The 18,372-nt window shown below is 71.1% G+C and carries 20 protein-coding genes and 1 tRNA gene; 4 read left to right on the top strand and 17 right to left on the bottom strand.

The genetic code is table 11. From position 1 onward, the window contains the following. Positions 1 to 48: 48 nt before the first annotated feature. The 5 genes from fbaA to HMPREF3165_RS01745 all read right to left on the bottom strand — a co-directional run bounded on the left by fbaA (position 49) and on the right by HMPREF3165_RS01745 (position 4,287). Positions 49 to 1,098, bottom strand: coding sequence for a class II fructose-bisphosphate aldolase (fbaA, locus tag HMPREF3165_RS01725; protein WP_070510409.1), 1,050 nt, complete (start codon positions 1,096 to 1,098; stop codon positions 49 to 51). A 208-nt stretch (positions 1,099 to 1,306) separates the two neighbouring features. After that, positions 1,307 to 2,005 (bottom strand): TrmH family RNA methyltransferase, encoded by a 699-nt coding sequence (locus HMPREF3165_RS01730; RefSeq protein WP_070510465.1) that lies wholly within the window; start codon positions 2,003 to 2,005, stop codon positions 1,307 to 1,309. A 53-nt stretch (positions 2,006 to 2,058) separates the two neighbouring features. Further along, positions 2,059 to 2,628, bottom strand: a complete 570-nt coding sequence (pyrE, locus tag HMPREF3165_RS01735) for an orotate phosphoribosyltransferase (protein ID WP_070510411.1) — start codon at positions 2,626 to 2,628, stop codon at positions 2,059 to 2,061. Positions 2,629 to 2,751: 123 nt separating this feature from the next. Further along, positions 2,752 to 3,249 carry a thiol peroxidase gene (gene tpx / locus HMPREF3165_RS01740; RefSeq protein WP_070510467.1) on the bottom strand — a complete coding sequence of 166 codons (498 nt, stop codon included), beginning with the start codon at positions 3,247 to 3,249 and terminating at the stop codon, positions 2,752 to 2,754. 264 nt (positions 3,250 to 3,513) lie between these two features. Beyond that, entirely contained in the window at positions 3,514 to 4,287 is a 774-nt protein-coding gene (locus HMPREF3165_RS01745) for an SDR family NAD(P)-dependent oxidoreductase (protein WP_070510414.1), read from the bottom strand. Positions 4,288 to 4,351: 64 nt separating this feature from the next. Here HMPREF3165_RS01745 and HMPREF3165_RS01750 point away from each other — a divergent pair, with 64 nt between their 5' ends. Then, positions 4,352 to 5,161 (top strand): exodeoxyribonuclease III, encoded by an 810-nt coding sequence (locus tag HMPREF3165_RS01750; RefSeq protein ID WP_070510415.1) that lies wholly within the window; start codon positions 4,352 to 4,354, stop codon positions 5,159 to 5,161. An 84-nt stretch (positions 5,162 to 5,245) separates the two neighbouring features. Here HMPREF3165_RS01750 and HMPREF3165_RS01755 read toward each other — a convergent pair whose 3' ends face one another. Next, positions 5,246 to 6,097 (bottom strand): serine hydrolase domain-containing protein, encoded by an 852-nt coding sequence (locus HMPREF3165_RS01755; protein ID WP_070510417.1) that lies wholly within the window; start codon positions 6,095 to 6,097, stop codon positions 5,246 to 5,248. 234 nt (positions 6,098 to 6,331) lie between these two features. Here HMPREF3165_RS01755 and HMPREF3165_RS01760 point away from each other — a divergent pair, with 234 nt between their 5' ends. Then, complete coding sequence (locus HMPREF3165_RS01760) at positions 6,332 to 7,174, top strand: 3'-5' exonuclease (protein WP_070510418.1); 843 nt, start codon at positions 6,332 to 6,334, stop codon at positions 7,172 to 7,174. 265 nt (positions 7,175 to 7,439) lie between these two features. Here HMPREF3165_RS01760 and HMPREF3165_RS01765 read toward each other — a convergent pair whose 3' ends face one another. The 3 genes from HMPREF3165_RS01765 to HMPREF3165_RS13575 form a co-directional block, all read right to left on the bottom strand. After that, positions 7,440 to 8,567 carry a hypothetical protein gene (locus tag HMPREF3165_RS01765; protein ID WP_070510420.1) on the bottom strand — a complete coding sequence of 376 codons (1,128 nt, stop codon included), beginning with the start codon at positions 8,565 to 8,567 and terminating at the stop codon, positions 7,440 to 7,442. Next, entirely contained in the window at positions 8,564 to 9,199 is a 636-nt protein-coding gene (gene dcd, locus HMPREF3165_RS01770; protein ID WP_009406034.1) for a dCTP deaminase, read from the bottom strand. The genes HMPREF3165_RS01765 and dcd overlap by 4 nt, the downstream gene beginning before the upstream one ends. 79 nt (positions 9,200 to 9,278) lie before the next feature. Then, positions 9,279 to 9,797, bottom strand: coding sequence for a TM2 domain-containing protein (locus HMPREF3165_RS13575; protein WP_256274758.1), 519 nt, complete (start codon positions 9,795 to 9,797; stop codon positions 9,279 to 9,281). Positions 9,798 to 9,964: 167 nt separating this feature from the next. On the opposite strand from HMPREF3165_RS13575, the gene HMPREF3165_RS01780 reads away from it, so the two are divergent. Both HMPREF3165_RS01780 and HMPREF3165_RS01785 read left to right on the top strand, forming a co-directional pair. After that, positions 9,965 to 10,038 (top strand) — tRNA-Gly (locus HMPREF3165_RS01780). A 364-nt stretch (positions 10,039 to 10,402) separates the two neighbouring features. Continuing rightward, complete coding sequence (locus HMPREF3165_RS01785) at positions 10,403 to 10,879, top strand: OsmC family protein (protein ID WP_070510424.1); 477 nt, start codon at positions 10,403 to 10,405, stop codon at positions 10,877 to 10,879. Positions 10,880 to 11,127: 248 nt separating this feature from the next. Here the strand turns inward: HMPREF3165_RS01785 and HMPREF3165_RS01790 are convergent, their stop codons facing one another. The 8 genes from HMPREF3165_RS01790 to HMPREF3165_RS01825 form a co-directional block, all read right to left on the bottom strand. Then, positions 11,128 to 12,345 carry a sugar ABC transporter substrate-binding protein gene (locus HMPREF3165_RS01790; RefSeq protein WP_070510426.1) on the bottom strand — a complete coding sequence of 406 codons (1,218 nt, stop codon included), beginning with the start codon at positions 12,343 to 12,345 and terminating at the stop codon, positions 11,128 to 11,130. A gap of 187 nt (positions 12,346 to 12,532) precedes the next feature. Then, complete coding sequence (locus HMPREF3165_RS01795; RefSeq protein WP_070510428.1) at positions 12,533 to 13,240, bottom strand: M50 family metallopeptidase; 708 nt, start codon at positions 13,238 to 13,240, stop codon at positions 12,533 to 12,535. 54 nt (positions 13,241 to 13,294) lie between these two features. Beyond that, positions 13,295 to 13,987, bottom strand: a complete 693-nt coding sequence (locus HMPREF3165_RS01800) for a TetR/AcrR family transcriptional regulator (protein WP_070510430.1) — start codon at positions 13,985 to 13,987, stop codon at positions 13,295 to 13,297. Between the two features lie 134 nt (positions 13,988 to 14,121). Next, positions 14,122 to 14,619 (bottom strand): NUDIX domain-containing protein, encoded by a 498-nt coding sequence (locus tag HMPREF3165_RS01805; RefSeq protein ID WP_070510432.1) that lies wholly within the window; start codon positions 14,617 to 14,619, stop codon positions 14,122 to 14,124. Continuing rightward, a complete protein-coding gene (locus HMPREF3165_RS01810) occupies positions 14,616 to 15,641 on the bottom strand; it encodes a tetratricopeptide repeat protein (protein WP_256274760.1) in 1,026 nt (341 codons plus the stop codon). The genes HMPREF3165_RS01805 and HMPREF3165_RS01810 overlap by 4 nt, the downstream gene beginning before the upstream one ends. Continuing rightward, positions 15,641 to 16,744, bottom strand: coding sequence for a VWA domain-containing protein (locus HMPREF3165_RS01815; protein ID WP_070510436.1), 1,104 nt, complete (start codon positions 16,742 to 16,744; stop codon positions 15,641 to 15,643). The genes HMPREF3165_RS01810 and HMPREF3165_RS01815 overlap by 1 nt, the downstream gene beginning before the upstream one ends. Further along, positions 16,741 to 17,853, bottom strand: a complete 1,113-nt coding sequence (locus HMPREF3165_RS01820) for a VWA domain-containing protein (RefSeq protein WP_070510438.1) — start codon at positions 17,851 to 17,853, stop codon at positions 16,741 to 16,743. The genes HMPREF3165_RS01815 and HMPREF3165_RS01820 overlap by 4 nt, the downstream gene beginning before the upstream one ends. Beyond that, positions 17,847 to 18,368 (bottom strand): hypothetical protein, encoded by a 522-nt coding sequence (locus HMPREF3165_RS01825; RefSeq protein WP_009405425.1) that lies wholly within the window; start codon positions 18,366 to 18,368, stop codon positions 17,847 to 17,849. Before HMPREF3165_RS01825 ends, HMPREF3165_RS01820 begins: the two co-directional genes overlap by 7 nt. Positions 18,369 to 18,372 lie beyond the last annotated feature (4 nt).

The following is an 18,372-nucleotide window of genomic DNA, read 5'->3' on the forward strand; positions in this document are numbered from 1 at the left end:
GCCACGTACAGCGATCAGTCGCCGTTCACCCCTGTGCGGGGTGGGGACTCACTTGCGGGCGGAGCCGACGGAGCCGAGGCGCTCGCAGGCCTCGACGACGCGGGCGGCCATGCCCTCCTCAGCGGCCTTGCCCCAGGCGCGCGGGTCGTAGGCCTTCTTGGAGCCGACCTCGCCGTCGATCTTGAGCACGCCGTCGTAGTTCTTGAACATGTGGTCCGCCACCGGGCGCGTGAAGGCGTACTGGGTGTCGGTGTCCACGTTCATCTTGATGACGCCGTTGCGCACGGCCGTGGCGATCTCCTCGGCGGTGGAGCCGGAGCCGCCGTGCATGACCAGGTCGAAGGGCGAGCTCTTGTCGCCGACCTTGGAGGACAGGCGGTCGCCGAGGCGCTTGGCGACGTCGGCCTGGATCTCGCCCAGGAGCTCGGGGCGGAGCTTGACGTGGCCGGGCTTGTAGGCGCCGTGCACGTTGCCGAAGGTCAGCGCCGTGGTGTAGCGGCCGTTCTCGCCCAGGCCCAGGGCCTCGACGGCGGCCCAGGCGTCGTCGGCGGTGGTGTAGAGGTTGGCGTTCTCCTCGCCCTTGATGCCGTCCTCCTCGCCGCCGACGGCGCCGATCTCGATCTCCAGGATGGTGTTGGCCTTCTTGCTCATGGCCAGCAGCTCGACGGCGAGCTTGATGTTGTCGTCGAGGGTCTCGGCGGAGCCGTCCCACATGTGGGACTGGAAGGCGGTGGGCTCGCCGCGCTTGGCCTGCTCGATCTCGATCTCGAGCAGCGGCCTGAGCCAGGTGTCGACCAGCTTGCGCGGGCAGTGGTCCGTGTGCAGCGCGAAGGTGATCGGGTACAGGTCGGCGATCGAGTAGGCGTAGGCGGACATGGCCAGGGAGCCCTTGACCCTGTCGGCGCGGGAGGAGCCGGACCAGTAGGCGGCGCCCCCGTTGGAGACCTGGACGATGCCGTCGGACTCGGCCTCGGTGAAGCCCTGGAGGGCGGCGGACAGAGTCTGGGACGAGGTGACGTTGATCGCGGGGATGGCATACTTGCCGGCCTTCGCGCGGTCAAGCATGTCGGCGTAGGACTCCGGGGTTGCAATGGCCACTGGGTGCCTCCTGATGTCTGTATGAGTCAGTGGTGCGGGGCCGATTGTTCCACGAATTCGAGGCCACGTGAACCGGATCATGGTCCCAGGTCGGGCGCCGGTCAGGCAGCAGTCAGGCAGCAGTCCGGCAGCATGACCTCTGTTCAGGGGCGGTTTGGCCCCGCCTCCCACGGGGCGGGCCGTCCCAGCGGGCCGCGACGGCCCCGGGTCAGTCGGGCGCCGGTCCCGCGTGCTGGAGGATCCAGGTGTGCATGGCCACGGCCGCGGCGGCCGCCACGTTGATGGAGCGGGTGGAGCCGTACTGACCGATGCGCAGCAGTCGGGAGCAGCCGGCGCTCAGCTCGGGGCTGATGCCCTCCCCCTCGGAACCGAAGACCATGAGGCAGCGCTCGGGCAGGTCGGCGGCCTCCAGGGGCTGGGCCCCGGGGCCGTTGTCGATGCCGATGACCTCGTAGCCCTCGGCCCGCGCCCAGGCGAGCAGCTCACCGGGCTCGGGGTGGTGGCGCACGTCCAGGTAGCGGTTGGTGACCATGGCGCCGCGCTTGTTCCAGCGGCGTCGGCCGATGATGTGGACGCCGGCCACGTTGAAGGCGTTGGCACTGCGCACGATGGAGCCGATGTTGAGGTCCTGGCTGACGTTCTCGATGGCGATGTGCAGCCGGTGGGCCCGGGCGGCCAGGTCGGCGCGGATGGCCGCGATGGTCCAGTAGCGGTACCGGTCGACGACATTGCGCCGGTCGCCGTCGGCGAGCAGCTCGCGGTCATAGCGGGGGTCGGCGGGCCAGGCCTCGGGGCCGCCGGGCCAGGGGCCGACGCCGACCTGACGGACGTCGGCCGGCCGGTCCTCCTCCGGGCCCGACACAGAATCTGCTGAGGTCGCCGCGGGCAGGTACTCCCCCTCAGGCAGGTCGGCGGGAGCCTCGGGGGCCGCCCCAACCGTCTGCGGGCGTCGTCGGGTGCTCACTCCAGGCCGAGGTCGGCCAGACCGAGCGCTGCGTAGTAGGGCAGGCCGGCGGCCTCGATGCGCTCGCGCGCGCCGGTGGCCCGGTCGACGATGACGGCCACGGCCCGCACGTCGGCACCAGCCTCGCGCAGGGCCTCGACGGCCTCCAGGGGTGAGCCGCCGGTGGTGGAGGTGTCCTCCAGGACCACCACGCGGCGTCCGGCGACGTCGGGTCCCTCGATGCGACGGCGCATGCCGTGGTCCTTGGCGGCCTTGCGCACGACGAAGGCGTCCAGGTCCAGGCCACGCGAGGCCGCGGCGTGCAGCATGGCGGCGGCCACGGGGTCGGCCCCCATGGTCAGGCCGCCGACGGCGTCGATCTCGTCGGTGCCCAGGCCCGCCTCCTCGAGCATGTCGAGCATGACGTGGCCGATGAGGGGGGCGGCCTCGTGATGGAGGGTGGCGCGGCGCATGTCCACGTAGAAGTCGGACTCGAGGCCGGAGGCGAGGGTGACCTTGCCACGGACGACGGACAGCTCGTTGACGAGCTCGGCCAGGCGGGTGATGTGGGAGTCGTTGGTGCTCACGGCTCCGATGGTAGTGGGACTCGGGGGCTGCGCGCCGGGTAGACACCCACTGTGGACAGGAGCCCGCCCTCGCCCGCGCGGTGCGGACGGGGCGGGCTCCTGGCGGCTCAGCGGAAGAAGGAGTCAGGACAGGGCGGCCACGGCGGCGTCGTAGTCGGGCTCCTGGCCGACCTCGGGGACCTGCTCGGTGTAGACGACCTTGCCGGACTCGTCGAGGACCACGACAGCGCGCGACAGCAGACCGGCCAGCGGGCCGTCGGCCAGGGTGACGCCGTAGTCGGCGCCGAAGGTGGAGCGGAAGGTCGAGCCGGTGACCACGTTGGTGAGGCCCTCGGCGCCGCAGAAGCGGGATCCGGCGAAGGGCAGGTCGGCGGAGACGCAGACCACGGTCGTGTTGTCCAGCTCGGAGGCCAGCTTATTGAACTGGCGCACGGAGGCGGCGCACACCCCGGTGTCCACCGAGGGGAAGATGTTGAGGACCACGCGGCGACCGGCCAGGGACTGGCTGGTGACCGGGGCGAGGTCGGCGCCCACGAGGTCGAAGGCGGGCGCGGCCGAGCCCACAGCGGGCAGCTCGCCGACGGTGCTGACGGGGTCTCCGTGGAAGGTAATAGAAGCCATGGTGCGATCGTTGCAGGTCACGGCGCTCCTGACCAGCGGGGGCGCTCAGCCCTGGGCGATTCCGCGACGGGATCGGACCGCGAGCCGGTGCACGCGCCCGGATCTGTCACGATTGGCGACTTTTAGGAGGCAGTATCCGCCAACATCCGCCAACCTCGCCGCGTCTGCGCTGGTCAGCGCCTTGGGAAGGTCGGCAGCAACGGTGATCGCCCCCGAATAGTCGCCATCTGTGACACTTTGCGCCGCCGGCGAGCCCCGACGGCCTCAGTCGCGCCCCTGGCCGGAGCGTTCCGGCCCGACCACCCGGCGCACGAACCAGCGGGGCGCCAGCCGCAGCACGGCGTTGGCACTGCGGTAGCGCAGGCTCGGGGTGCAGATGACCTGGCCGCGCCGCACCGCCGCCAGAGCGTCGATGGCCACTCGCTCGGCGTCCAACCACAGCGGCGCCTTCCACTGGGTCTCGTCGATGCCGGCCGCGGCGTGGAACCCGGTGTGCACCAGCCCCGGACACAGCGCCGTGGCGCTCACCCCAGTGCCAGCGAGCTCGGCGGCCAGCCCCTCGGTGAAGCGCAGCACCCAGGCCTTGTGGGCCGCATAGGTACCCATGGCGGTGTGCGCGGTCATGGAGGAGACGTTGAGAATGGCGCCGCGGCCGCGCTCCACCATGGCGCCGGCCGCAGCGTGGGAGGCCACCATGACCGCTCGGACCATGACGTTGAGGGCATCCTCCTCGCGGCTCAGGTCTCCCCCGACGAAGCGCTGCCCCAGCCCGAAGCCGGCGTTGTTGACCAGGAGCCCCACGGGCTTGCTCGTCTCCTGCAGGCGCTCGGCGACGCGCTCGAGCTCATCGCGCTTGGACAGGTCGGCCTGCAGAGTCTCCACCTGGACGCCTGCGAACTGGCGCATCTCCTCGGCCACCACCCGCAGCCGCTCGGGGGTGCGCGCGACGAGGACGAGGTCATGACGGGCCTGGGCGAGCTGCCAGGCGATCTCCAGGCCGAGACCGCTCGTGGCCCCGGTGACAAGTGCTGTTCCCATGGCCGCAGACTACGAGCGATTGGTGAGTGCCCAATGGGAATCAGACACCGACTACTCTGCTGCCATGCGCCTGGCCACCTGGAACGTCAACTCCATCCGCACCCGCGTCGACCGCGTCCTGGCCTTCCTGGAGCGTGAGGACATCGATGCCTTGGCGATGCAGGAGATCAAGTGCCGCCCCGACCAGTTCCCGGTCGAGCCCTTCGAGGCCGCCGGCTACGAGCTGGCCATCCACGGGCTCAACCAGTGGAACGGGGTGGCGATCGCCTCACGCGTGGGCCTCGACGACGTCGCCGTCTCCTTCCCGGGCCAGCCCGCCTGGGCGGCCAAGCCCGAGGCTGAGCCGGTCGTGGAGGCCCGGGCGCTCGGGGCAACAGTGGGTGCGGCCTCGGATGCGGCGCCGGTGCGTCTGTGGAGCCTGTACGTGCCCAATGGCCGCGAGCTCACCCACCCGCACTACACGTACAAGCTCGACTGGCTGCGGGTGCTGCGCGACGACGTCGCCGCCTGGCTCGAGGCCGAGCCCGACCTGCCGCTGGCGCTGGTGGGCGACTGGAACGTGGCGCCGCGTGATGAGGACGTGTGGGACATGAGCGTCTTCGAGGGCGCCACCCACGTCTCGGAGCCGGAGCGGGAGGCCTTCGCCGCCTTCGCCGAGGTGGGCATGAGTGAGGTCACGCACGAGCGGGTCACCAACTACACCTACTGGGACTACCAGAAGCTGCGCTTCCCGAGGAACGAGGGCATGCGCATTGACTTCGTCTACGCCTCGCCGGCCCTGGCGGGCCGCGTCACCGGCGCCGCCATCGACCGCGACGAGCGCAAGGGCAAGGGCGCCTCCGACCACGTCCCCGTCATCGTCGAGGTCAGCTGAGACCCAGGGCCACGGGCCGGGGCCGGGCACCGGGCCGCCGTTGCCGGTGAGCCTGCCCTCCACGAACGACAGGGTCTACAAGGCCTACACGGCCAGGATCTGGTCGCCGAGCTCGGACCAGGTCCGCCGGTGAACCGCCCCGAAGGGCTTGGCCCCCAGGAAGACGGCCTGGCGCTCGGCGACCGGATCCACCCAGATGAAGGAGCCCGACTGGCCGAAGTGCCCGAAGGTCTGCTCGCTGTTACCGGCCCCGGTCCAGTGCGGAGACTTGGCTCCGCGCACCTCCACCCCCAGCCCGAAGGGGTTGGGCGTCTGTCGTCCGTACCCGGGGAGGACGCCGTCGAGGCCGGGCAGGACCGGCGTGCGGGCGCGCTGCGCGAGCGCGGGCGAGACGAGCCTGGGCGCGGCCAGCTCGCGGGCGAACAGGGACAGGTCGCGGGCGCTGCCCTCCCCGGAGTGGGCGGGGGATCCGGGGATGAGGACGCTGGCCATCCCCAGGGGCTCGAGCACGGTGGTCTCCACCCAGGTCTCCAGGGGAGTGCCGGTGGCCTCCTCGAGCCGCTCCCCCAGGATCTCGATGCCGCGGTTGGAGTAGATGCGGCGCGTGCCCGGGGCCGCCAGGCGCTCGTCGGAGTTGGCCGCGATCCCTGAGGAGTGGGACAGCAGGTTCTCGATGGTCGCGCCGTCGGGCGCGGGCGAACCGGCGGGGGCCCCCAGGTCCAGCAGTCCCCGGTCGACGGCGACCAGGGCAGCCCAGGCAACGATCGGCTTGGTCACCGAGGCGAAAGGGAAGACCTCATCGACGTCCCCGGCCTCGAGGAGCACGCCGTCGCCGGCGGCGGACCTGCCGGTCACGACGAGAGCGGTCGGGAAGGGGAAGGCGGCCAGCGCCGGCAGGGCAGGGGCCGGCGCCTGAGGGGTATCCGGGGTGGTCATCGCTCCTCCTCACCTGGGATCGGCTCTCGACGCGGCCGGCCGAGCGCCCTCGCGACCGTACCTTACGCCCGGGGGCCGACCCCGACCTCCGTCTGCGAACCATAGGGCACGGCCGCGAGAGCCGGCCGCCCGGAGCCACCCGGACCAGCCCACAGCCGGCCCGGACCACCCAGGCCTGCGACCCGGCGCGCCGTAACTCTGCGAAACCTGCCGGCTCGCGAGAGGATCGGGGCGATGCCCTTCTACCACCGCCCACCCGCCGACCGCGGCCCGCTGCGCCCCTGCTCCCCCATGGCCCCCGGCCAGGCGGCCGCCACTCCCACACCCGCGGAGCTGGCCGAGGCAACCGGGGTCGGCTATGCCGTCGTCGACCTGGAGACCACCGGCCTGTCCCCCACAACGGACTCGATCCTGGAGGTCGCGCTCGTACTGACCGACGCCGCCGGGCGCGTCGAGCGCAGCTGGTCCACGCTCATCGACCCCGGCGCGGGTGTGGACGTGGGCCCCACCCACATCCACGGTCTTGTCGCCGAGGAGCTCATCGGGGCGCCCGGCTTCGATGAGGTCGCCGACCTACTGGTGGCCGACCTGGCCGGGAGAGCGGTGGTGGCCCACAATGCCCGCTTCGACGTCGGATTCCTCACCCAGGCGCTGGGGACGCGAGGGCTGCTCGACCGCGGCGCGCGGGTGCCGCGGGTGTGCACGATGGAGTGGGCGCGCCATTTCATGACGACGCCATCGCGCCGGCTGACTACCTGCTGCGAGGTGGCCGGGGTGGAGATCGGCCGCCACCACAATGCGCTCGACGACGCCCTGGCCGCTGCTGGCCTACTGCGCCACTACCTGGCGGTGGGGGCTCAGCGGGGCGAGGAGCCGGTGGCCTGGGCCCGCTCGCTCGTTGAGGCTCGCCGCTTCACCGGCTGGCACTGGGACGCGGCAAGGGCTCGGGCCGGCATCGAGCGTCTCACGGCGCGCACCACGCCCGGTGCCGAGCGAGCCCGTCCCGAGCCCGAGTCCGCGGGGCCGACCCGCCCTGGATCAGGGCCACCGGGGCGGGTGTCGCCGCTCCGTTCCTGATCGGGGACTTACTTCTCCCACGAGGACTGCGTTCTCCTCCAGACGACTGGGGTACGGCCTCAGTCGTCTGGAGGAGAAGTACGTTCTGGGCGGGAAACGCAGTCCCCGATTCAGCCGACCACGCCCCGGCCGCCTGCTCCACATCGCACGGGACGGCTCGGGGCGCCCCACGCCTCATCGACTGGCACCCGGCCCTTGCTCAGCAGGTCAAGACGACGGCGCCCTCAAGGGACCGTGCAGCACCCACGCCTCCTGGCGAGGCAGCTCAGGCCTCCGCGGCGTCCTCGCCCAGGGAGACGAGGAATCCATCGTCGTCCACGGCCACCCCGGAGACGGCGGTCACCAGGACGGTGGCGAGCTCCTCGACCAGGTCCCGGGCGGTCTGCCGCTCGCGGCGCCGGGAGCGGGAGACCACTTCGGCGTAGGCGTCGGCCTGGTCCAGCGGGATCCAGCGCAGGTCGTAGGACAGGACCGCCCCGCGCGCCCACGGCTCGCCGCGCACGGCCAGGGGCAGCCCGTCGGTGGCGCCGGCACGCACCTCGATGCGCCCCCAGCCCTCGTGCTCGGGGTCGACCGGGGTGACGACCGCGTAGCCGTCACGCACCTCCTCAATGACATTGCCGGTGGCGGCGGCGACGATCTCCTGGCGCATCGTGTCCTGGCGGACCTTCTCCGAGCCGCGCCAGGCCTTCTCGAAAACATCCGGGCCGATGCGCTCGACGAGGCTCTCCAGCTGCTCGGGGTCGATGGCGTCCAGCCCGACGGCGCCCCGCGGCTGAACAGCCTCCAGCGCAGCGCTCACCTCGGGGGCCACGGGCTGCAGGACGGCCACCAGGTCCTCCGGGCCGAGCCACACCGGCGCGTAGACGGTCAGGGAGGCCGAGACCTCCGGGCTGGGCTCGACCAGCACCGGGTCCTCGCTGTCCCCTCCCGGAATGAGCCGCAGGGCCCCGGCCAGGCGTCGGGCGATGGCGCGCAGTCGGGTGAGGGCCACCAGCTCGGCCCCCGTGGGCTGGGCGTGGGGGAAGGCGTCGGAGAGCGGGTCCAGGCCGGCGAGCTCAGCCGGCAGAGCGCCGGCACGGATGCGGGGGCAGTCCAGGATCATCAACTGCGTGGTCCACTCCGGCGCACCCAGGAGGCGGCGCATCTCGGCGTCGACCTTCCAAGGCCCCAGCAGGGAGACCCCGGGGAAGAGCTGGAGGCTGGAGACCCCCACCCAGCCGGACTGGATGTCCTGGGACAGGGCCAGGGCCTCAACCTCGTCGGGGGCGACGTCATCAGCCAGGAGCAGGACGTGGTTGGTGTCCAGCAGCCCGACCGGCAGCATGGAGGCGGCGGTGAAGGTGCCGGTGTCGGTGGGCAGGGAGACGGCGAAGTCGGTCGAGTCGCTCATAGGTGCTTCTCCTGAGAGATGGGAGCGGCGCCATCGGCGGGGGCCGCCGGGGTGTCGGGGATGCGGGTGCGGTGGAAGGACTGGTGGGAGCGGGAGGCCGTCGGTCCGCGCTGGCCCTGGTAGCGCGAGCCGGTGGCGCCCGAGCCGTAGGGGGCCTGGGCCGGGCTGGACAGGCGGAAGAAGCACAGCTGTCCCACCTTCATCCCCGGCCAGAGCTTGATGGGCATGGTGGCCGTGTTGGACAGCTCCAGGGTGACGTGCCCGGTGAAGCCGGGGTCGATGAATCCGGCGGTGGAGTGGGTCAGCAGCCCTAGGCGCCCCAGGCTCGACTTGCCCTCCAGACGGGCGGCGACGTCGTCGGGCAGGGTGATGCGCTCGTAGGTGGCGCCCAGGACGAACTCCCCGGGGTGCAGGACGAAGGGCTCGTCGGCCCCGACGTCGACGAGGTGGGTCAGCCCCTCCTGGTCGGCGGCCGGGTCGATGACCGGGTAGCGGTGGTTGTCGAAGAGACGGAACCAGCGGTCCAGGCGCACATCGATGGAGGCCGGCTGAATCATCTCGGGGTCGTAGGGGTCGAGGACGACCCGTCCGGCGTCGAGCTCGGTGCGGATATCGCGGTCTGAGAGCAGCACGGGCCCGATTGTGCCAGGTCCTCCCGGAGGCGTCACACGGATTCCGGCCCTGGGGGATCCGGGAGGACCGGAGCGCGCCTCAGCTGCTCAGCGGCATGCCGGAGGCGTCAACGCCCCACGGCGCCTCGCCGGGGCGGGCCACCAGAATGAGGATGCCCTCAATGAAGGCCCAGATAGCAATCGGAAGCGCCAGGAACCCGCAGCTCAAGAGCGTGCCCAAGAGCTGGAAGAGAGCCTTTCCCGTGTAGCCCAGGTAGAAGTTGTGGATCCCGAGAGTGCCGAGGAACAGCGCCAGGATGCCTGCGGCCACCTTGGACTTGCTCGGATAGCCGGGAGGACCGTAAGCGGGAACGGGGCCGTAGCCGGGAGGTGCACTATAGCCAGGAGGCGCGTTGTATCCGGGCTGGGGCCCGTAAGCGCCTTGCGGGTCATACCCCGGCTGGGCGCCGGGAGCGTAGGGGCCGCCGTAGGGCGGGTACCCACCTGACGGGTAGTCCGTGGGGGCGGGCCCCGCGGGCAGCGCCGGCACGTCCGGCCAGGGACTCGCCGAGAGCCCAGTCGGATCAGTGGGCTCGTGAGGGTTGGAGGGATCGGTCATGCGCTCATCACACCTATGAAGACGTCAGGGAATCCGTTGGCGAGTGTAGTGGGCAAAGGCGTCGTCGACGCGGTTCACGAGGCCCCTGCGCAGGCCGATTTGCGTAGACGGCCGGAGTCTGGGTTAGACTTCCGCACGCACCTGGGACGCACGTCCACTGGTGCCACGCGGGTGTAGTTCAATGGTAGAACTTCAGCTTCCCAAGCTGACAGCGCGGGTTCGATTCCCGTCACCCGCTCCAGCCCGAGGGTCCGGACCGTCACGGTTCGGGCCCTCGTTGTTACGCGGCCAGGCTCGGCGCCTGAGGTGGCCTCGAGGTGGCGGCCTGTGGGGCCGGGGGCATTCGACGCCGTCGGGACAGGGCTGCACGGCCGGGGACATTTCTGTACGGCCGGGTGCGTGTCCTTCCGAACGGGGACAGTCGACGCCGTCGGGGACAGGATTCCTGTCCCCGCACGCGTGGAACGTCCCCGACCGGAAGAGAAAGTCCCCGGCCGCGTGGAGTGGCCCCACCGGAGAATGCCACCCCCTTGACGTAACCCTCCCCCCCCCACCGAGCTCGCCACTCCGTAGACGTCAAACCGGCTCATCCTTAGAATTTCTGCATGCCAGATCATGAGTATTCGGTGCGCGTGGAGTGGACGGGCAACCTGGGTACGGGCACATCCGGATACCGCGACTACTCGCGCGATCACGATGTCCGGGGAACCACCGCCGACCTGCCGGTGATCCGTGGATCGGCGGATCCAGCATTCCGAGGGGACGCTCGCAAGTGGAACCCGGAACAGCTCCTGCTCGCCTCGCTCTCACAGTGCCACATGCTGTGGTACCTCCACTTCGCGGCAGACGCGGGCGTCACCGTCACCGGCTACTCGGATACCCCTACCGGCATCATGGCCGAGCACCCGGGCGGTACCGGGGAGTTCACGTCAGTCACCCTTCGCCCCGCAGTGACCATCGCTCCCGGCAACGATCCTGAGAGCGCAGCCATGCTGCACGACCGCGCCGCCGAGTACTGCTTCATTGCCCGATCGGTGAACTTCCCGGTTCACCACGAAGTCATCATCACGACCGAGCACTAGGAGACGAGGCCTTTCGCCTCCCTGTTCTTCAACTGAACCTTTCGAGGCAGCGCCGGCCGAGGCCGGCGGGCGGCGCCGTCGGGACAGGGCTGCACGGCCGGGGACATTTCTGTGCAGCCGGGGACAGTCGACGCCGTCGGGGACAGGATTCCTGTCCCCGCACGCGTGACATGTCCCCACCCGGAAGAGAAAGTCCCCAGCCGCGCGGAGTGGCCCCAGCGGCGCCAGCCAGCCCTGCCGGCCAGGGGTCAGGACAGGACGGCCTGCAGGTTCACCTGGGCGCTGCCCAGGATGCTCGCCGGGTCACCCCCGGCCAGCCCGGGCAGCTCGTTGTCGAAGGTGGCGATGATGTCCGAAGTGCCGGAGGCGGATGGCACGGGCTGGGAGTACTCGACGCCAGCCAGGAAGGCCGCCTGGTCGGCGTGCTTGCCTTTCCAGGTCTCGCCGGCGGACTTGCCGGCGGGAACCGTGCCCGCCGCGCCGGCCAGGGCCACCTGCCGCTCGGCAGCGGTAAGGTACTCCACGAGCTTGATGGCGTCGGCCTTGTGCTTGGAGGCCTCGACGACGCCGTAGAAGGTGGGGAACTGCAGGGTCCCCTTGCCGCCGCTGCCGGCCGGCAGCTCGACCACCTTGTAGGAGATGCCCGAGTAGGTGTCCGCCAGGGTCTTGACCAGGGCCTCGGTCTCGATCATCATGGCGGCCTGTCCCTGGCCGAAGGCGTCGGCGGCGGAACCGGCGGGCAGGTCGGCGCCCCATCCGGCCGAGCCGGAGGACAGGAGCGTCTTGACCTGGGTCAGGCCCGCCACCGAGCCCTCGGAGGAGGCCGTGGCCTTCGTGCCGTCGGCGCTGGTCAGGCCCCCACCGCCCTGGATGAGGAAGGCGCCCACGCGCGCGTAGGAGGCATCGAGGGTCAGGCCGACGACCCCACCGGAGGTGAGCTTGGCGGCCACCTGGTCGAGCTGCTCCCAGGTGGTCGGGTAGTCCGAGTCGCTCAGGCCCGCGGCCGACCACAGCGAGGTGTTGATGTACAGGGCGAGGGTGGAGACGTCCCGGGGCGCCGCGGCGATCTTCTCCTGCCGGGTGGCGCTGGTCAGCAGCGCGGGGTGCGCGTCCTTGACAGCAGCCGCCCCCTTGTCCCAGGGGTGCAGGGAGCCGGCGTAACTGGACAGCTGGGCCGGGTTGAGGACGACGACGTCGATGGTCGGCTCGGCGGTGATCCCGCGGGCCAGCTCCTGGGAGACGTCGGAGACGGGCTTGATGTCCACCTCCACCTTGGTGTCCTTGGTGAATGCCTCCACCGCCTTGGACAGCGCCTCCGCGGCGGCCTCGCCCGCGTCGGGGACGATGAGCGCCATCTTGCCCTCCTCGGTGGCCTCGTCCTTCGACTTCGACGAGCAGGCGGCGAGGGTGGCCGCGGCGGCCAGCCCCAGAGAGGTCAGGGCGAACGTCCTGCGGGTGAGCATCATGTGATCTCCTTGAGGGAATCCCGGAGTACCCGGGAGCGGGATGAGCCTGGGGCCGCGACGGCGCCTGTGGGCTCGCGATGTGCGACGTCGGGCGGGGACGGCGGGAGGGCACTGCGGGCCCCGCGTCGCCAGGAGGAAGCGTAGGCCATGTGCGCGGCGAGCTCGGACTCGAGCCCCCGCCCTCACCTCACAGGAGATCGCGCAGGGCCAGCACGACGACGCCGGTGGCCACCGCGTCCACGAGGAACCAGCTGGTCAGCCACACCCCGGCGGGCACCCGGGTCAGATGGGCCAGGGTGCGGTGGTCCTGACTCGGGTCGCGCGAGGCGGCGACGTCGCGCAGGGAGTCCCAGGCCCCCACCAGCAGGGCCAGCCCGGTCCCGGCGACGACGCCGTCGCGCCACTGCCCGCCCCACCACCACAGGGCCCCGGTCAAAGCGGCCACGAGCAGGACCAGCAGGACCGTGCGCACGGAGCGGGACATGACCAGCAGGACCGCCAGGAGGACCAGTCCCAGTAGCAGGACCGCGCTCGCCCAGCCCTTGAGGGCCAGGAGCACGACGACGGCGCCCAGGACGGCTGGGGCGGGGTAGCCGGCCCAGGAGGTGGCCACCCGGCCGGGGCCGGTGGGCTTGCCGGCGGTGACGGCGTGCCCGGACAGGTCCCGGCTCACCACGAATCCGCGGAAGCTCCGCCCCACCATGAGGCCGACGGCGGCGTGCCCGGCCTCGTGGACGATCGTCACCAGGGTGCGTCCCCAGCGGCGGGCCGGAGCCCAGGCCAGGACGATGAGGAGGATCGCCAGCGCCGGCCACAGCACGCCGGGGTCCAGGCCGACGACGCTCGAGGCTCGGGTCAGCAGGTCGTTCCAGGTGTCAGTCCAGCTCAGGTTCACGAGCGGAAGTCTGCCAGGCCCGCCCGCGTGCGCGGCAGGCCGTGGCTCACACTGTCAGCCGACCGCGCTGTGACGAAGCGAACCGGGGGCCTGGGCACCCTCCAGCGGCTCGGTGGCGCGGGGCTGGGCAATGGTCGGAACCGCGTGGGCGGGCTGACGGGCCCCCACCGCCCGCAGCACGAAGGCGTCCAGGCTCTCCAGGTAGGCCCGGCGCTGCTCCGGATCCGTGGGGGTCGGGCGCCCGCCCATGACGGTGGCGTGGATGAGGGGGATGACCTGCTCTGGCTCCTGGGCAGGGATGAGCCCCTGGTCCATGGCGTCGGTGAGGATCGAGGAGAGCATCTGGGCCACAAGCGCCCCGTGGGCCTTGAGGCGGCCGGCGGTCCCGCGCGAGACCGCCCCGGACAGGGGCCCCGAGGTCGGGAAGTGGAAGTGTCGGGCGATGAGGGCCTGCTGGCGCACGTAGATGCGCAGGCGGTCGATCGGGTCCTGGGTGCCGGCCAGCGCCCGGGAGAGCTCCTCGGCGTAGCGGCCGGCCTCGTGCTCCATGAAGGCCAGGAGGAGGTCCTCCTTGTCCGCGAAGTGGTTGTAGACGGCCGTGCGCCCCACGCCCGCGTGGTTGGCGACGTCGGACAGGGTGATCTTGTCGAAGCTGCGCTGGCTCATGAGCTCGGACAGCGCCTGGAACAGGGCGGTGCGCGTGCGCTCTCGATGCTCGGCCAGTGAGGAACCCAGAATCTTCGGCATGAGGTAACCCTAACTTACGAGATGACGCGGACGATAGAAGTGTCAGAAACTGGGACGGGCCGGCGCCGTGGGGCGGCCGGTGTCCTCGGGCCCGCGGCCCCGGGGAGGGCCGCCCGCCTGCGCCCCGGTGTCCATCAGCGCCCCAGGGCGTCCACGAGCGCGTCGATGATCGGCAGGTCCGCCTCCAGCCACGGCAGCCGGCGCAGCTGGTCGGGCGGATCCAGGCGCACCCACTCCAGGCGTTGGTGGTCGTCTCCGGCCCTGCCCCGCTCCTCGGGGCGGGCGGGCTCGGCCAGCCACACTCGCATCCTGAAGCCGTGCATGGCCGGCCAGGCCGGGGCGTCGTCGCCGGGACTGCTGTTCGGTGGCGCCGCAACCGCCAGCTGTCGGGGGACGACGAGCTCGGGCCCCAGGCGGACACCCAGACCGATCTCCTCGTCCAGCTCGCGGGCCAGGGCCTGCTCGGGCCTCTCGGCGGGTTCGACCTTGCCCCCGGGCAGCTCGAACTGACCGGCGTGCTCAGGCGGGTAGGAGCGGGCCGCGCACAGCAGGGTGGTCGGATGCTCCAGGTCGTCCAGGACCGCGGCCGCCACGACGAGGCGGGAGGCCCGCCCCGTATCCGAGTCACTCACCAGGGCTTTCCCCCTCCTTCGCTGCCACCGGACTCCTCGGAGGTTCCCGGGCTGCCGTTGTTGCGGTCCCGCAGTCGCTTGGCCCGGTCATCGACCGGGGTCGGGGTCGGCTTGGCGCTCGGGGTGCTGGAGGAGGTCTCGCCCGGCGAGCTCGACGACGACGGGCTCGAGCTCGGATCGCTGCTCGGCTGGGAGGAGGCGCTCGAGCTCGGGTCACTGCTGGGCGTGGCCGAGGGGGTCGAGCTCGGGTCGCTGCTGGGCTGCGAGGAGGGGGTCGAGCTCGGGTCACTGCTGGGCGTGGCCGACGGGTTCGGGCTCGGGGAAGGATTCTGCTCAGGTGGGGGCGGCACCTCGCAGGCATCGGCCGCCTTCATAGCCGCCTCAGTGTGCTCAATCACCGCCGCGAGGCTTCCGCTCTCCTGGGCCTGGGCCGCCAGGGTGAGGTGGGCGACGTACAGGTTGGTGCGCACCATGCACTCCGGGGAGCCGGCCTCCTTCACCTTGGTCTCCGGGTCGACCTTGGCCTTGGGCGCCTCCCTGAGAGCCTGGTTGAGGGTCGTCACCGCGGAGGTCGGATCCTTCGCGGCGAGCTGACCGGTACCCAGGTTGAAGTGGACGCGCCACTGCTCCAGCCACGGATTGATCCTGGCGACCGTGCGGTAGCGCGACAGGGCCGTGTCGTAGTGGCCCGCTGCCGCGGCACGGTTTCCGGCCAGAGAGATGAGGAAGATCGAGCCGAGCCACAGGGAGATGATGGTGACCAGAGCCGCGGGCACCCCACCGATCGTCAGGAGCCGACGACGACGCTTGAGGCGGGCCTCGCGCCGCCTGGGGTCCTCGGGGGCCGGGGAGGAGGCATCGTCCTTCGGGTCCGCATTCTGCAGGTAGTCGACCTCCTGCTCCGAGGGGGCACCGGCTGCCTCTGGCGCACCCGGGGCATTCTGTGCACCGTCGGCAGCACCGGGCTGTGTCTCGCCGCCACCCTGCCCGGGGACCTCGCCGGGAATGTGTCCTGTCGTCATCATCGTCCCCTTCCCATGAGAAGACGCAGGCGACGGTCGGCTCGCATGAGGTCGAGGATCTCCCACAGCAGCAGACCGAAGGCGATGAGTCCCAGCGGCCAGGTCAGGTACACCCGGGCGTTGGTCTTGGCCCGCCCGTCGGAGGTGACGGCCTCGATGTCGAGGTTGGTGAACTTGCTCGTCGGGTCATCCCCCGAGCCGCCGGTGCGGTGGAAGTAGGGCAGCCCCAGGTCCTTGGCCACCTTCTGGAGCTCGTCGGCGTCGATCTTCGACACCCCGGGCTGCCCGCCCTGGCCGTCGGTGATGTAGTCGGACTGGGTGTGCTCGCCGGTGGACGGCGAGCCGTCGTAGCTGCGCATCTTGCCGCCCTCGGTCGAGCCGTAGCCCAGCACTGCTCCCCCGTCGACGAGACCGGCCAGGGACTGCCAGGAGATGCCGGCGTTGTCGGCCGTCTGAGCGCCGCGGCCGTTGTCGGTGGCCTCGCCGTCGGAGAAGATGTAGACGAGGCGGATGTCCTTGGGCTCGGACTGGCGGGCCTGCGCCAGCGTCTGCCCCAGTACCGGAAGCGCCACCTCCAGCGAGGAGCCGGTGGCGTGGCTTGAGACCTCCTGCTTGAAGGAGCCGATCCAGGCGTCGACGGCGTTGGTGTCGTGAGTCAGCGGCAGCTCCCTGGCCGCCGTGTTGTCCAGGGCGATGATGGAGAAGCGCGAGTCCGGGAAGGCCTCGCGGATGGCCCGCATGTCGGCGCGCACGCCGTCGAGCCTGGTGGAGGCCGACTGGTCGACGCCGTCGGGCCCCTTGCCCTGGTAGTCCTCCGCGGCCATGGATCCGGTGCGGTCCACCACCATGTAGATCTCCACGTTGGAGACGCTGATGGCCTCGCTGCCGCGGATCGCCGGCCCCGCCAGCGCCAGCATGATGACGACGACGATGGCCAGGCGCCTCCACCAGGCCCGGCGGGCGGCCGGCTCGGCATCGTCACGGACCAGGCGGCGTCGGGCCACGATGAGCAGCCCCGTCAGGGCGGCCGCAACGAGGAGGACGAGGATCCACCAGGTGACTGGGATGAACGCGAAGTCCCCGATGATCGGAACCGGCTTCATGCTCGCCTCCAGGTAGTCAGTCCCAGGTAGCCCAGAAGCACCAGTGAGAGCGTGATGACGAGCCGCTGGGGGACGTCGGTGCGACGGGTCTGCTTGCGCCCCCCGAGCGCGGAGACCTCGGTCTTCTCCAGCTCCTTGACGATCTGGCCCCCGGTGCCGGAGTCCTCGACGTCGTAGAAGCGCCCCTTGCCCTGCTCCTCGGTGACGGTCTTGAGCTCCTCGCGGGACTCCTCGGGAGTCTTGTCGAGCAGGTCCTGGTAGGGCTGGTCCTCGTCGGCGCCGTAGATGGAGAACAGGCGGATCTTGCGCTCGGCCAGGAGCTTGGCGGCGTCGGGCAGGGGATAGATCTGCTCGTTGTCGGGGTCGATGACCTGGTTGTCGGTGGCCAGGATGATGGAGCGGGAGCGCTCCAGGCCCTGGTTGTCGAAGGCCTGGGCGCACGAGGCGAGCCCGTCGCCGGCCAGGGAGGAGCCGTTGATGCTGGAGTTCACCGTGCCGCCAAAGGCCTCCTGGTAGGCGAGCTGCTGCTTGTAGGTGACGTTCTCCGGGTCGATGTCCAGCACGTCGCCCAGCTCGCTGAGCTGGTCACGCAGCAACTCGTAGTCGTCCGTGAGCGGCACGATGGTCTGCGCGGCCGAGTTCCAGGCCACGATCCCCACCCGCTCGCCGTCGAAATCCTCCAGGATCTCGGAGAAGGTCGTCAGGACCGAGGAGTCGATCCTGACCATCGACGTCGACACGTCCAAGCATAGGACGATGTCTCGGTTGGCCAGGGCGTCGGAGCGCTCGGTGACGCGCACGGGCCGACCGGCGATGGCGGCGGCGCTCACCAGGCCCGAGACCAGCAGGACCGCCAGGAGCGCGTGCAGCCAGCGCTGAGCCCGGATGCGCTTGCGCACCGCCGGCAGCTGGAACAGGCTCGCCGAGTTGGCCAGACGGCGGGGCAGCTCGACGACCTGCTCGCTCCCCCGCCGGCTCCAGGACATCCCGGAGCGCTTGGGCGCCCCGGTGGAGGGGCCCAGGCCGGAGCGGCGGTCGATGATGAACACCGCGGTGATCGCCGCGGCGGCGATGACGACAAGAACAATGAACAACCAGAGCATCACCATCGGGTGACCACCTCCCTGGCGTGGGTAAGGGCCTCCTGCGCGGCGGCCTGCGGCTCACGGTCGAAGGAGGGCTGCTCCCACACGGCCAGCAGCTCTCCGACGTGCCCCAGCGGGTTGATGTCCAGGGGACGGCCCGCCGCGCGCACACTGCGCCGGCGCTCCTCCACCGAGCTCGGCCCGGCGGTCGCGGCCATGTCGAGGATCTCCGAGACCGTGGCCGTGGTGATCTCCTCCCCGCTGCGGGCCTCGGCGAAGCCGCGCAGCAGCGCGGCCAGCTCCAGGTGCAGCTCGCGCAGGTCCAGATCACCGGCGTCCCAGCGCTGGGAGATCTCGCTGAGACGCTCACCCCACTGGCGGCGCTCACGGGGCGCCATGGGGATGTCTCCGACCTCCTGGGAGATGTCGCGGCGGGTCACGAGGAAGGTCCGCAGCAGCCAGGCGGTCACCAGCAGGAGGCCGACGACCATGACGATGACCATCCAAATCGGCATGAGGACCGGGGGCATGATCTGCATGAGG

The organism is Actinomyces sp. HMSC08A09, assembly GCF_001807465.1.
Taxonomy (GTDB): domain Bacteria; phylum Actinomycetota; class Actinomycetes; order Actinomycetales; family Actinomycetaceae; genus Actinomyces; species Actinomyces oris.